This window comes from Erythrobacter donghaensis, assembly GCF_002155425.1.
GTDB lineage: Bacteria > Pseudomonadota > Alphaproteobacteria > Sphingomonadales > Sphingomonadaceae > Erythrobacter > Erythrobacter donghaensis.
Genome location: NZ_MUYG01000011.1, coordinates 593,562 through 606,294 on the forward strand (window position 1 = coordinate 593,562; position 12,733 = coordinate 606,294).

At 67.7% G+C, this 12,733-nt stretch carries 12 protein-coding genes; 6 read left to right on the top strand and 6 right to left on the bottom strand.

The window, feature by feature from the left end; all coding sequences use genetic code 11:
* The first annotated feature begins 27 nt into the window (after nucleotides 1–27).
* From hemC to BZF59_RS14335, 3 genes are read left to right on the top strand one after another with little or no spacing between them, the layout of a single operon-like run.
* Nucleotides 28–966, top strand: a complete 939-nt coding sequence (hemC, locus tag BZF59_RS14325) for a hydroxymethylbilane synthase (RefSeq protein ID WP_086608908.1) — start codon at nucleotides 28–30, stop codon at nucleotides 964–966.
* On the top strand, nucleotides 966–1,682 hold the full coding sequence (locus tag BZF59_RS14330; RefSeq protein WP_086608909.1) for a uroporphyrinogen-III synthase: 717 nt from the start codon (nucleotides 966–968) through the stop codon (nucleotides 1,680–1,682). Before hemC ends, BZF59_RS14330 begins: the two co-directional genes overlap by 1 nt.
* A gap of 50 nt (nucleotides 1,683–1,732) precedes the next feature.
* Nucleotides 1,733–2,653 (top strand): hypothetical protein, encoded by a 921-nt coding sequence (locus BZF59_RS14335; RefSeq protein ID WP_245806172.1) that lies wholly within the window; start codon nucleotides 1,733–1,735, stop codon nucleotides 2,651–2,653.
* 58 nt (nucleotides 2,654–2,711) lie between these two features.
* On the opposite strand, the gene BZF59_RS14340 is transcribed toward BZF59_RS14335, so the two are convergent.
* Nucleotides 2,712–3,956 carry a UbiH/UbiF/VisC/COQ6 family ubiquinone biosynthesis hydroxylase gene (locus BZF59_RS14340; protein WP_211277405.1) on the bottom strand — a complete coding sequence of 415 codons (1,245 nt, stop codon included), beginning with the start codon at nucleotides 3,954–3,956 and terminating at the stop codon, nucleotides 2,712–2,714.
* Between the two features lie 50 nt (nucleotides 3,957–4,006).
* Between BZF59_RS14340 and BZF59_RS14345 the strand changes: the two genes are divergently transcribed.
* Nucleotides 4,007–6,082 (top strand): protein-disulfide reductase DsbD family protein, encoded by a 2,076-nt coding sequence (locus tag BZF59_RS14345; protein WP_086608911.1) that lies wholly within the window; start codon nucleotides 4,007–4,009, stop codon nucleotides 6,080–6,082.
* Here BZF59_RS14345 and BZF59_RS14350 read toward each other — a convergent pair.
* From BZF59_RS14350 to uvrB, 5 genes are all read right to left on the bottom strand, one after another.
* On the bottom strand, nucleotides 6,068–6,661 hold the full coding sequence (locus tag BZF59_RS14350; RefSeq protein ID WP_086608912.1) for a hypothetical protein: 594 nt from the start codon (nucleotides 6,659–6,661) through the stop codon (nucleotides 6,068–6,070). The two genes, BZF59_RS14345 and BZF59_RS14350, sit on opposite strands and share 15 nt — an antisense overlap.
* Entirely contained in the window at nucleotides 6,661–8,181 is a 1,521-nt protein-coding gene (locus tag BZF59_RS14355) for a S10 family peptidase (protein WP_086608913.1), read from the bottom strand. Before BZF59_RS14355 ends, BZF59_RS14350 begins: the two co-directional genes overlap by 1 nt.
* An 80-nt stretch (nucleotides 8,182–8,261) precedes the next feature.
* Nucleotides 8,262–8,582, bottom strand: a complete 321-nt coding sequence (locus BZF59_RS14360) for a HigA family addiction module antitoxin (protein ID WP_086608914.1) — start codon at nucleotides 8,580–8,582, stop codon at nucleotides 8,262–8,264.
* Complete coding sequence (locus BZF59_RS14365; RefSeq protein ID WP_086608915.1) at nucleotides 8,557–8,838, bottom strand: type II toxin-antitoxin system RelE/ParE family toxin; 282 nt, start codon at nucleotides 8,836–8,838, stop codon at nucleotides 8,557–8,559. Before BZF59_RS14365 ends, BZF59_RS14360 begins: the two co-directional genes overlap by 26 nt.
* A gap of 91 nt (nucleotides 8,839–8,929) precedes the next feature.
* The gene (gene uvrB / locus BZF59_RS14370) at nucleotides 8,930–11,125 is read right to left on the bottom strand and encodes an excinuclease ABC subunit UvrB (RefSeq protein ID WP_086608916.1); all 2,196 of its coding nucleotides are present in this window, start codon (nucleotides 11,123–11,125) and stop codon (nucleotides 8,930–8,932) included.
* Between the two features lie 111 nt (nucleotides 11,126–11,236).
* Here uvrB and BZF59_RS14375 point away from each other — a divergent pair, with 111 nt between their 5' ends.
* On the top strand, nucleotides 11,237–11,773 hold the full coding sequence (locus BZF59_RS14375) for a DUF3617 domain-containing protein (RefSeq protein ID WP_158094333.1): 537 nt from the start codon (nucleotides 11,237–11,239) through the stop codon (nucleotides 11,771–11,773).
* A gap of 103 nt (nucleotides 11,774–11,876) precedes the next feature.
* On the top strand, nucleotides 11,877–12,713 hold the full coding sequence (locus tag BZF59_RS14380) for an esterase/lipase family protein (RefSeq protein ID WP_086608918.1): 837 nt from the start codon (nucleotides 11,877–11,879) through the stop codon (nucleotides 12,711–12,713).
* Nucleotides 12,714–12,733: the final 20 nt, after the last annotated feature.

Below are 12,733 nucleotides of genomic sequence, written 5' to 3' on the forward strand. Positions count from 1 at the left end.
CTTGTGCGGGCTAGAGCAAGCGCGGCCATGACTGAACCTGAACGATCTGCCCCCCGCCTGCGGCTGGGCACCCGCAATTCCCCCCTCGCGATGGCGCAGGCCGTGGAGACCCGCGCCCGCCTGTGCGCCGCCCACGGCTGGGCCGAGGAGGAGGTTGAACTCGTCCCCGTGCTGGCGAGCGGCGACAAGGTGCTCGACCGTCCGTTGGCCGAAATCGGCGGCAAGGCGCTGTGGACCAAGGAGCTCGACCAGTGGCTGGGCGAGGGGCGGATCGACCTCTCGGTGCATTCGGCGAAGGACGTCGAGACGATCCGGCCGGATGCATTCCACTTCCCCGCCTTCCTGCCACGCGCCGACCGGCGCGACTGCCTGGTCGGCGCGGCGAGCATCGCGGCGATTCCCGAAGGTGCGGTCGTCGGCACCAGCGCCCCGCGGCGGGCTGCGCAGCTGCTCAACCTGCGCCCCGACTGCAAGGTCGTGATGTTCCGCGGCAATGTCGCCACCCGGCTCAAGAAGCTGGCCGAGGGGGAGGCCGACGTGACCTTCCTTGCCGCAGCGGGCCTCGAACGGCTCGGGCAGTCCGACGTCGGCGCGCCGCTTGAGAGCGCCGACTGGATCCCCGCCGCAGCGCAAGGGGTAATCGCGATCGAGTGCCGCGCGGACGACGCCGCCACGACCGCGCTGCTCGCCGCGATCGACCACGCGCCCACCCGCGCCGAGCTGGAGGCCGAACGCGCGCTGCTCGCGGCGTTGGGCGGCACCTGCCACTCGCCCGTCGCGGTGCTGTGCGAAGGCGGGGGCGACAGCCTGACGATGCGCGCCGCGCTGTTCAGCCCCGACGGTGCCGAGCGGGTCGAAGGCAGCGCCACCTTCGCCGGCGGCGACCACGCGGCGGTGCGTGCGCTCGCCGCCGATCTGCTGGCGCGCGCCACCCCGGCGATCACCGACCACTTCCGCGCGGGTTGATGGCCTTCCATTTGCTCGCATTGCGCCCCGAGCCGGGTCTTTCCGCCACCCTCGGCAAGGCCCGCGCGCTGGGCCTGCCGATCACCGGCCATGCGCTGTCGGCGATCCGCCCGGTCGGCTGGCAGTGCCCTGAGCCTGCCACCATCGACGCGCTGCTGATCGGCAGCGCCAACGCCATTCTCCACGCAGGGCCTGATCTCGCCCGCCTTGTCGCCAAGCCGGTCTATGCCGTCGGCGAGGCCACCGCCGATGCGGCGCGCGCGGCGGGGTTGACTGTTGCCATGACCGGGAGTGGCGGCTTGCAGGGCGTGCTTGATGAGATTCCTGCGCCTCGCCACCTGCTACGCATCGCGGGCGAGGAGCATGTGCCGCTGACCCCGCCGCCCGGCGTGACCTTCGACACGGTGATCGCCTACCGCAGCGAGCCTCAGCCGCTCGACGCGGTCGTAAATCTGCTCGCCACGCGAAAAACGCTGGTGCTGCTCCATTCGGCCGCCACCGCGCGGCACTTTGCTGCGGAGTGCGACCGGCTGGGCCTTGAACGCCAAGGCATCGCGCTCGCCGCGCTCGGTCCGCGCATCGCGGCGGCGGCGGGGGAGGGCTGGGCCGCCATCCATACCGCCCCGCACCCTGACGAGGGTGCGCTGCTGCAATTGGCATTTGACTTGTGCGCCAAGCCGCGCTCCATTCCCGCCACGCCGACCGGACAGCCGTAACAGCGGACACCGGCAGGCGCGAAGACCAAGGTCGCAAAGAACGGATCACGATGGCAACACCGCCCGGATCATCGCCAATCGCCTCGCAGCGCGGGCCCCTGTCGGGGCGGGCGCCGCTGCTGGCCGCGCTGATCGCCTTCATCGCCGGGGGCGCGCTTGTGGGCTGGGTGATGTGGTACAACCTCGCCGGAGACCGCGCCGCACCCGCTCCCGAGGCACAGATCGCCGAAGCGGGCACCAAGGTCGGCGCCGGGGTGGCCGCCGCTTCGCAGCTGCCGGTCACCGCCAAACCGACCCCGCTCGCCGCGACCGAACAGGCGGTGGAGCGCGTGGCCGAACAGCAGGGCGGGCTCGACCAGCGCCTGGCCGCCGCCGAACAGCGTCTCACCCAGCTCGACCTTCAGGCCCAGGCCGCCGCCGGCAATGCCGCGCGCGCCGAAAGCCTACTGATCGCCTTTGCCACCCGCCGCGCGGTCGAACGCGGGGCCGAGCTCGGCTACCTCTCCGATCAGCTGCGCCTGCGCTTTGGCGATCAGTGGCCCAATGCGGTCGGCACGATCATCGAATTTTCGCGCAACCCCATCCGGCTCGACGGTCTCGTGGCGCGGCTTGACGGGCTGGCGCCAAGCTTGCGCGAAAGCAGCGAGGGCCCCTCGTGGGCCGCCTTCCGCCGCGAGCTGGGCCAGCTGTTCGTGGTCCGGCGCGAAAGCACGCCCTCGCCGCAACCACAACGTCGGCTGGAGCGCGCGCGCTTCGCGCTGGAACAGGGGCGCTATCAGGCGGCGATTGACGAGGTGAAGGGCATGCCCGGCGCGGCCAAGGCCGAAACGTGGATCAAGGACGCGGAACGCTTCAAGAAGGCGATGGACGCGCTGGAAGTGATCGAGACTGCCGCGGTGCTGGATCAGCGCGGCTTGCGCGACGGGGCAGGCAATCCAGTGCGCCAATCGAGCCCGCTGGTGCGGCCCTAGTTTCGCAAACCAGACCCGTCGCCCCAGCTTTTGCTGGGGTGACGGGAAGAAGCGGCAATTACCCCCGCAGCAGCTCCGGCAGGTCGCCCGAAACGCCGCGCGCTTCATCCATGAAGAACTGCTTGAGCATCGGCGTGCGCTGCACCGCCGCCATGCCCAGCCGCCGCACCGCGCTCGCGGCCTTGCCCGGCACGCCGAACAGCCGCGTCAGGCCGTCGGTCGCCAGCGCGACCATGAAGCTGTCGAGCCCGCGCCAGTTCTCGTAGCGCTTGAGCAGCTCGGGATCGCCCGGATCGAGGCCGAGCCGCGCGCCCTCGGCCAGCACTTCAACCAGCGCGCCGACATCGCGCAGGCCAAGGTTGAGCCCTTGGCCTGCGATCGGGTGAATGCCATGCCCCGCGTCGCCGATCAGCGCGAGGCGCTCGGCGGTGATCTTGGCGGTGTGGTGAAAGCCCAGCGGCCACGACGAGCGGTGGCCGACGCTGAGCACCTTGCCCAGCACCCCGCCCATGCGCTTCTCGACCTCGGCGAGGAAAGCGCGGTCGCCCAGCTTGGTGACGCCCGCCGCATCGGTCTCCGACACGGTCCACACCAGCGAAGATCGGTGCGTGCCGTCCGCATCGTCGTTGAGCGGCAGCAGCGCGAACGGCCCGGAGGGGTAGAAGATTTCCCACGCCACATTGCCATGCGGCTTTTCGTGGGTCAGCCCCGCAATGATCGCACGGTGCTTGTAATCCCACTTGGCGAGCGTGATCCCGGCGGAATCGCGAGTCGGCGACTGGCGGCCCTCGGCGGCGATCATCAACCGGCCCTTGAGTTTCTGCCCGTCGGCCAGCACCGCGGCGACGCCGAACTGGCTGCGCTGGCGCTCGGTCACATGGGCCTTGGCGACCCAGTTGATCAGCGGCTCCTTCGCCGCCGCTTCGAACAGCGCGAGGCGCAGGCGGCGATTGGGGAACATCCGACCCAGCGTGCCGTCGCCCTCACCGGGGACGAAATCGAGCCGGCCGGGCTTGTTCTGGTCGGTGACGGCAATCGCAGCGATGTCGCAGGCGAATTGCTCCAGCCCTGCGGCGATGCCGATATTCTCGAACAGGTGCCAGCTCGCGGTCGAGATCGCGGTGGCGCGGTCGTCGAAACCTTCGGCGGTGAGCTCCGCCGGGTCGGCGCGGTCGATCACGTGGCTCGACAGGCCCTTCTTCGCCGCCGCGAGCGCCAGCGTCATGCCGACGAGGCCGCCGCCGAGGATCACCAGATCGCGGGTCCCCCCGACTTCTTCACGAGTATCTGAAGTTGCTGTCACCTTGCGCGCTCCGATTGCGAACCCATCTTGCCACGCCTAGAGGGTTGCCGGTGCCGCACGCAAGAATCTTCCCGTCGATTGGTCGACAATTCGCTGCATGGGTGCTTGCGCTGCTCGCAAGTGTGCTGCTGGCTGTGCCCGCGATTGCGCAGGACAGCACACCCGCACCGCGCGCGCCGCTGTTCGGGTCTGACCGGATCGCGGTGGCGCTTTATGCGGAAGGCCAGCCGGTCGCGGGCGAGGAATGGCTGCTGGCGCTGCACTTCATCCCCAGCGCGCCCGAATGGCACGGCTATTGGTCGAACCCCGGCGATGCGGGTGAGGGGATGCGCCTGTCGCTCGACCTGCCGCCCGACTGGCAGGTGGGCGAGGCGCGCTATCCGGTGCCCAAGCGGCTGGTGCTCTCGGGGTTGATGAACCACATTTACGAAGGGCCCTACACGATCCTCGTGCCGGTGGTGCCGGGGCCTTCTGCGGCGGGTTTTGCCGGGCCGGTCACGGGGACGGTCGATTACCTCGCCTGCTCGGACATCTGCGTGCCGCAGCATGCCGATCTGACCGCGCGCACGGGGGGCGATTTCGCGCGCTGGCGCGCCGCCATCGCCCCGCCGCTCGATGCGAAGGCGCGGTTTGCGATTAAGGGCGAGACCCTGCGCATCGCCATCCCGCTGCCTGCGAGCATGGCGCTTTCCGATCCGCATGTCTTTGTCGCCAATCAGCGGCTGGTGGCCCACGCCGCGCCGCAGACCTTCCGCCGGGTGGGTGATGTGCTGGTGGCCGCAATCCCGCTCGATGACTTCGGCACCGGCAAGGCCGATGCGCTGGAAGGCATCCTCGCCTTCGGGGACGGGATCGGCGTGCGCTTTGCCGCTGATCTCGGCGCGGTGCCTAGTGGGGGCGAGCCGCTTGCCGGGCCGCAGGATGCGCCTTCGCCGGCGCTTTGGACGCTGATCCTCGGCGCGCTGGCAGGTGGCTTGCTGCTCAACATCATGCCCTGCGTTTTCCCGATCCTGAGCCTCAAGGCGATTGCGCTCGCCCGTGCGGGCGAGAGCGAGGCCAAGGCCCGGGCCGAGGGGCTGGCCTATACCGCAGGCGTGGTGCTGGCCTGCCTCGGCCTCGGCGCACTGCTGCTGGCGCTGCGCGCGGGCGGAGAGCAGATCGGCTGGGCGTTCCAGCTGCAGGAGCCGGGCGTGGTCGTCGCCCTGCTGGTGCTCGCTGCCGCGATCACCGCGAATTTCGCCGGCCTGTTCGAACTGCCCGCGATCTCGGTGCGGGTGGGAGGCGAGCGGATGGGGGCCTTCGCCACCGGGCTGCTGGCGGCCTTTGTGGCAACGCCGTGCACCGGGCCCTTCATGGCGGCGGCGCTGGGTGCGGCGCTGCTGCTGCCGGTGCCACAGGCGCTGCTGCTGTTCGCTTGCCTCGGGTTCGGGCTGGCGTTGCCGTTCCTGTTGCTCGGTTTCGTGCCGCCGCTGCGCCGGATGCTCCCCAAGCCCGGCGCTTGGATGGAGCGGTTCCGGCGGATCATGGCGATCCCGATGGCGCTGACCGCGCTGGCGCTGCTGTGGCTGACGGTTCAGCTGGGCGGACGGCCCTTCGGCCTGATCGCCCTGGTGCTGGTGATCGGCGTGGTGATGGGCCTGTTCGTCACCGGCAGGCTGCAACGCGCGGGCAAGCTGGCCTGGCCCGCCTTCGGGCTGGTGGCCGCGCCCTTCCTCGCCTTTGCGCTGATCGGCCTGCCCTCGGTGTTCGAGGCGCCCTCGGCCCGCGCGCGGGAGAGCATCCTTGCCGCACAGCCCTTCAGCCGCGAGGCCTTGGCCGAGGCGCGCGCTTCGGGCCAGCCGGTGTTCCTCTACTTCACCGCCGACTGGTGCGTGACCTGCAAGGTCAACGAAGCCGCAGCGATCGAGCGCGAGACAACGCGCGCGGCGTTCGATCAGGCGGGTGTGACGGTGCTGGTGGGCGATTGGACCGCGCGGGACGAAGCGATCACCGCCTTCCTCACCGAGCAGGGCGCCGCGGGCGTGCCGCTCTACCTGTGGTATGCGCCGAACGCGGCCGCACCGGAGCAATTGCCGCAGGTGCTCACGCCCGATCTGCTGGCAGAAAAGGCCTCAGGGAATCGCTGACAGAACCGGCGGCGGGGCTTCGGCCACGACCACCGGCGGCGGAATTTCCGGCGGCGCACCGCGGCACGTGCTCACCAGTTCCATCGGCAGCGGGCTGGGGTTGAGCTTCACCAGCCCCGCGCCGGGCACGGTCACGGTCGCCTCGCGTTCGGGCTTCAGGGCATCCCATTCGGCCCGCGCGGCGGACACGGCGCCCTGCCAGAGCATCCTTCCGCCGACCTCGGTCGCATCGACCGGGAAACGCCCGATCCGGCCATTGCCGATCAGCGCCAGCAGCGCCGCCGCACCGCTGTCGGCGGGCGCATGGCGAGTGATGGTGAGCATCGCATCCGGGCTGGAGGGCGCGCTGCATTCGAGCGCCAGCATCACCGGCTGCCCCGGCACGCCGTAGACGAGCCGCAGGGCCTTGTCGGTCGTCGCCCACACTGCGCCGGTCACATCGGGCGAGGCCAGCGGGGCAGACGGCCCGCTCGCGGACGTCACCAACGACACGCGCGCCATCGCGGCATCGGTCGGCGGCGGCTTGCAGCCAGCCACCAGCCCGGCGCACAGTGCGGCGATCAGCAATCCCTTGTGCATCAGCGGGCGCGAATGAAGGCGCGAATATCGGCGCTGAGCTTCGCGCGGTCCTCGTCGCGAATATACATCATGTGGCCTGCGTCGTAATATTTCCACGTGATCCGGTCCTGCGGGATGCCGTGCCGCTTCAGCGAATATTCCGCGCCGAAGAAGGGCGTGGCGAAATCGTACCACCCTTGCGCGTTGAACAGCCTCAGGCCGGAATTCTGCCGCAAGGCCTGCCCGATCAGCGGCGCGACATTGAGATAGGCCCCGCGGCCCGATCCGTCGAGGCTCCAGTCCCAGTTGCGCCCCGGTTCTCGCCCGATCGACTGATATTCGCGGTCGGTGCGATAGCCCAGCGTCTCGCGCGCCCAGCTGTTGATCGCGGCGGTATAGCCCGCATCGATGCCGTAGAAGCTCGGATCATTGTCCGGCGTCTCCCCGGCATTGTCGTAATCCGTGCCGGTGTAGCGCGAGTCCAGCCGCCCCACGGTCTGCCCGCGGTCGCGCAGCAGCTCCTTGTAAAAGCGCTGGTCGGTGACGCGCAGGTTGGCCTGATCGAGATAGGTCTCGCTCAGACCGGTGAGGCGCGAGAGTTCCTTGCGCACCGCAGCGCGCTCGGCCTCGGGCAGGTCCTGCCCTTTCAGGAGCGCAGTGGCAAACGGCCCGATCGCAAAGCGCCGCGCTTCCTCGGCGACAGCCTCGGCCGACGCGCCTTGCACCTTGCCGTGATACCACGCCGCGGTCGCCATGTTGGGGAGCATCACGACATAGGCCAGCTCGTTGCCTGGCGTCGTATCCTCGATCCCGAAATCGAGGATCGTCGAGATCAGGATCAGCCCGTTGAGGCCGACGTCGTTGTAGGTGCTGCCCTCCAGCTCGTCGACCAGCATCGCGGTGCGGGTGGTGCCGTAGCTTTCCCCGCCGATGAACTTGGGGCTGTTCCAGCGGCCATTGTCGTTGATCCAGCGGCGGATCACCTTGGAGACGGCGCGCGCATCCTGCCTCAGGCCATAATATTTCTTGGGATCGGTGCCCTGCGTCAGGTGGCTGAAGCCGGTGCCGGGCGGGTCGATGAAGACGAGGTCGGCGACATCGAGCAGGCTGTCGGGGTTGTCGAGCAGCGGATAAGGCGGCGCGCCATCGTCGCGCGCGTCCGAGGGGATCGCCACACGCTTGGGCCCGAAGGCACCCATCTGGAGCCACACCGAGCCCGAACCGGGGCCGCCATTGTAGATGAAGAACACCGGGCGCGAGGGATCGGCGGGGGTCTTCACGTAAGACGTGGTGACAATCACCGCCTCGGGCTTGCCCCCCGTTTCATTATTGGCGTCATTGCTGAGCACTGTGTCGGCGATTGTCGCTTTGTAGGCGATACGCTGCCCGCCGAAGATGCCGGTGAGGTCGCGCGTGCGGGTCTGGGCTTCGGCGGCGGAGGGCTTGGAGGCCTCGTCCTTGGCCGAGTCCTGCGCGGCGATGGGGGCGGAAAGGGCGAGAGCGCTGACAGCGGCCAGCGCGATGAGGAATCGGGGGGTCATGGGGGTAGGGGAGTGGCAGGGATGAGCGCCGCGTTCAAGGGGCGCAGGCCGGGCTTCCCACCCATTGTCTCGCGGTGCGGTCAGGCAGCGCGGGGCTGGATCCGGTCAAGCTCGCCATTGAGTGCGCGCTTGGCGGTGCGGAGTTCGCAATCGATCTGCAATCCCATGAAGAACCCTTCCGACATGCGGAAGTAGCGGGCGAGACGTAGGTCCAATTCGCCATCCATGCGTTTTGTGCCGTCGATCACGGCTTGCAGGCGCGACGCATCGACCGAGATGGCTTGAGCCAAAGCGGCGGCGTCCATCCCGTAAGGCTCCATGAATTCCGACCAAAGCAATTCGCCCGCGTGCGGAATGTGGAGCCAGTCCGAGGTATCAATGGTAGTCGACGATTTCGACACCGTGTGCGTCTCCGTTTTCGAACACGAAGCATATACGCCATTGCATGTTTATGGAAACAGAATGCTGCCCTTCGCGGTCGCCGGTGAGCGCGTGGAGGCGGTTGGACGGGGGATTGCGCAGGTCATCGATTGTCTTGACGCGGTTGAGCAGCGCCAGTTTGGCGAGCGCACGTTGCTGGATGTCCGCAGGCAGCTTGCGGCTGGCGCGACCGATCCAGATGCGTTCGGTTTCTTTGCACGCGAAAGAGCGGATCATAAGCTGCCTCGTTGGATATTCAGCGAATCGCTAGCAGAACTAATGCTGCATCATCCAAAGCTCGGCTACGGACGTCGTCCAGTTCGTGGGCTTACGGCTTCCCACCCATCTTCTTGTACCGCGTCTTGCCATAACGCGTCTTGCGCGTCCCCGGCTTGCCCTCGTTGCTCCGCCCGACAATCGGCGCGCGTTTCTCGCTGTCCGGCAGCCCGAGTTCGTCCGCCTCCAGACGCCGGATCTCGTCGCGAAGCCTTCCGGCTTCCTCGAACTCCAGATTGGCCGCCGCGTTGCGCATCCGCTTTTCGAGGTCCTCGATGTAGCTTCTGAGATTGTGCCCGACGAGGTTGTTGCGCTCCTCATCGCCGGTGTCGACCAGCACTGAATCCTGTGCCGCGGAATGGGCGACGATGTCGTGGATGTTGCGCTTAATCGTCTGGGGCGTGATCCCGTGCTCTTCGTTATAGGCCTCCTGCTTGGAACGGCGGCGGTCGGTTTCGGCGAGCGCGCGCTCCATGCTGCCGGTGATGCGGTCGGCGTAGAGGATCACGCGCCCGTCGACATTGCGCGCGGCGCGGCCGATGGTCTGGATCAGCGAAGTCTCGGAGCGCAGGAAGCCTTCCTTATCGGCGTCGAGGATCGCCACCAGCCCGCATTCGGGAATGTCGAGGCCCTCGCGCAGCAGGTTGATGCCGACCAGCACGTCATAGACCCCGAGCCGCAGGTCGCGGATCAGCTCGATGCGCTCCAGCGTCTCGACGTCCGAGTGCATGTAGCGAACCCGCACCCCGGCCTCGTGCATGAACTCGGTGAGGTCTTCGGCCATCCGCTTGGTCAGCGTGGTCACCAGCGTGCGGTAGCCTTTGGCCGCGGTTGCCTTGCACTCGGTGATGCAGTCCTGCACCTGATCCTCGACCGGGCGGATTTCGACCGGGGGGTCGATCAGGCCGGTGGGGCGGATCACCTGTTCGGCAAACACGCCGCCGGTCTGCTCCATCTCCCAGCTTCCCGGCGTGGCGCTGACCGCGAAAGTCTGCGGGCGCATCGCGTCCCATTCGTTGAAGCGTAAAGGCCGGTTGTCGATGCAGGACGGCAGGCGGAAGCCGTATTCGGCCAGCGTCAGCTTGCGGCGGTGGTCGCCCTTGGCCATCGCGCCGATCTGCGGCACGGTCTGGTGGCTTTCATCGACGAACAGCAGCGCGTTTTCGGGCAGGTACTCGAACAGCGTCGGCGGGGGCTCGCCCGGCAGGCGCCCAGTGAGGAAGCGCGAGTAGTTCTCGATCCCCGCACAGCTTCCGGTCGCCGCGATCATTTCGAGGTCGAAATGGGTGCGCTGTTCCAGCCGCTGGCGTTCGAGCAGCTTGCCCTCCGCCTCCAGTTCCTTGAGCCGTTCTTCCAGCTCAAACTTGATGGCGGCTGCCGCCTGCTTCATCGTCGGGCCGGGCGTCACATAGTGCGAATTGGCGTAGACCCGCACCTTTTCCAGCTTCGCGCCCTTGGTGCCGGTGAGCGGATCGAACTCCGCGATTTCCTCGATCTCGTCGCCGAAGAAACTGATCCGCCAGGCCATGTCCTCGTAGTGCGAGGGGAAGATCTCGAGGCTGTCTCCGCGCACCCGAAAATTGCCGCGGGTGAAAGCGGCATCGTTGCGCTTGTATTGCAGCGCGACGAGCTTGCGGATCAGTTCGCGCTGGTCGACTGTCTCGCCCAGCTTGATGTCGAAGATCATCGCCGAATAGGTCTCGACCGAGCCGATCCCGTAGAGGCACGACACCGAGGCCACGATGATCACGTCGTCGCGTTCGAGCAAGGCTCGGGTGGCCGAGTGGCGCATCCGGTCGATCGCCTCGTTCACGCTCGACTCTTTCTCGATGTAGGTGTCGGAGCGCGGGACGTAGGCTTCGGGCTGGTAGTAGTCGTAATAGCTGACGAAATATTCGACCGCGTTTTCGGGGAAGAAGCTCTTGAATTCCCCATAGAGCTGCGCGGCGAGGATCTTGTTGGGGGCTAGGATCAGCGCCGGGCGTTGCAGCGTCTCGATCACCTTGGCCATGGTGAAGGTCTTGCCGCTCCCGGTGACGCCGAGCAGCACCTGGGTTTTCTCGCCCGCCAGCGCGCTTTCGGTCAGTTCCTTGATCGCGGTCGGCTGGTCGCCTGCCGGCTCGTACTCCGAGACCAGCTTGAACGGGATTCCTCCCATCGACTTGTCGGGGCGGGCGGGGCGGTGCGGGGTGAAGTCCGCGCCCGTTTCGGGCTCGTCCAACCCCCTGCGGATCACGAGTTCAGCCATGCTCCCTGTATGGGGAACAAAGCGGGGACGTGCAAGGCGCGCGCGCGATTTTGGTTGGCACCTGCGGCGCTGCATGGTCATATCCTCGCAACCATGGAGCAGGAGAGACCTATGACACGCATCACCCTTTTCGTCGCCGCCGCCGGGGCCGCTTTGATGGCTGGCTGTTCGGGCGGAGCGACCGACGCCGACGGCGATGGCGAGATCACCGCCAAGGAAGTCGCCGCCAAGGCCGACGCCGAAATGGTCAGGCCGCAGCCGGGCCTCTACAAGGCGACCATCACCATGACCGGGGTCGATATCCCCGGGATGCCGCCCGAAATGAAGAACCACGGCGCGGGCATGACCACCACGGTCGAGGAATGCCTGACCGAGAAAGACGTCGAAAAGGGCTTCGAGGAAATGGTCAAGCAGGGCCAGCAGGGCGAATGCAGCTTCGAGGAATTCGACCTCAACGGCGGCAAGATGGACGGGGTGCTGGTGTGCAAGACCCCGCAGGGCGAATCGCGCATGACCATGTCGGGCACGACCACCCCGACTTCGTCCGAATTCACCGCGAGCACCAAGATCAAGTTCGAAGGCATGGGCGAAGGCACCATGAACTTTACCGCCAAGAACGAACGGATCGGCGACTGTCCCGCCAAATGACCGCGCAATGACCGGGACGTGACAGCCAGTTGATTTGTGTCGGAAATGTTACGCGTGTTACATTTCATGGAACATTCATGCAGAATGTGGCTTGGAGCGGAGTATGGCCACTCCGCGCTTCGTTCCTGAACTGTCCCGTCTGCCCGCGCCGCTGATTGCGGCGGCGAGTGCGGCTGGTGCACAGGCGCAGCAGGCCTATGCCGCCACCGCTCTCGCGCGCCGCGTGGCGCTGGCGCGCGAAGTAATCCCGGTCGAGCACGAGCGTGGCAAGCCCCGGCTTCTGCGCCTACTGGGCGAGACGCAGGTGCTGCTCGAACCTGTGCGCCGTCCCCGCCGCAAGCTCGCCATTCCGGCCTCGGACAATCCGCAGGTGGTGATGATGCTCCCCGGCTTTGCCACGCATCCGGTGCGGATGCGCTATCTCGCGCGCCAGCTCGAGGCGGCGGGTCACTGCGTCAAGCGCTGGGGGCTGGGCTTCAACTGGGGCCCGAACGAGGAAAGTTTCGCCGCGATGGAAGCGCGGCTGCTCGATCTCAACGCCCGCTACGGTCGCAAGGTCGTGCTGGTCGGCTGGAGCCTCGGCGGGCTCTATGGGCGCGAGCTGGCCAAGCGCCAGCCGCAGGCGGTGGCCAAGGTCGTCACCATGGGATCGCCCTTCAGCGGTAGCCCGCGCGCCAACAATGTCTGGCGCGCTTACCAGTTCATCACCGGCCATTCGGTCGACGCTCCGCCGATCGAGGCGCAGCTGTCGGCCAAGCCGCCGGTCGAGACGGTCGCTTTCTGGAGTGCCAACGATGGCGCGATCGCGCCGCGCTGCGCCGCCGGTCGCCCCGGCGAGCGTGACCGCGCGGTGGCGCTGCGCTGCACCCACATGGGCTTCACCTATGATCCGCAGGTCATCATGAGCCTGCTGCGCGAGCTTGAAATCACGCGCGTTTGAAACCCCCGGGGCCCGTCTCC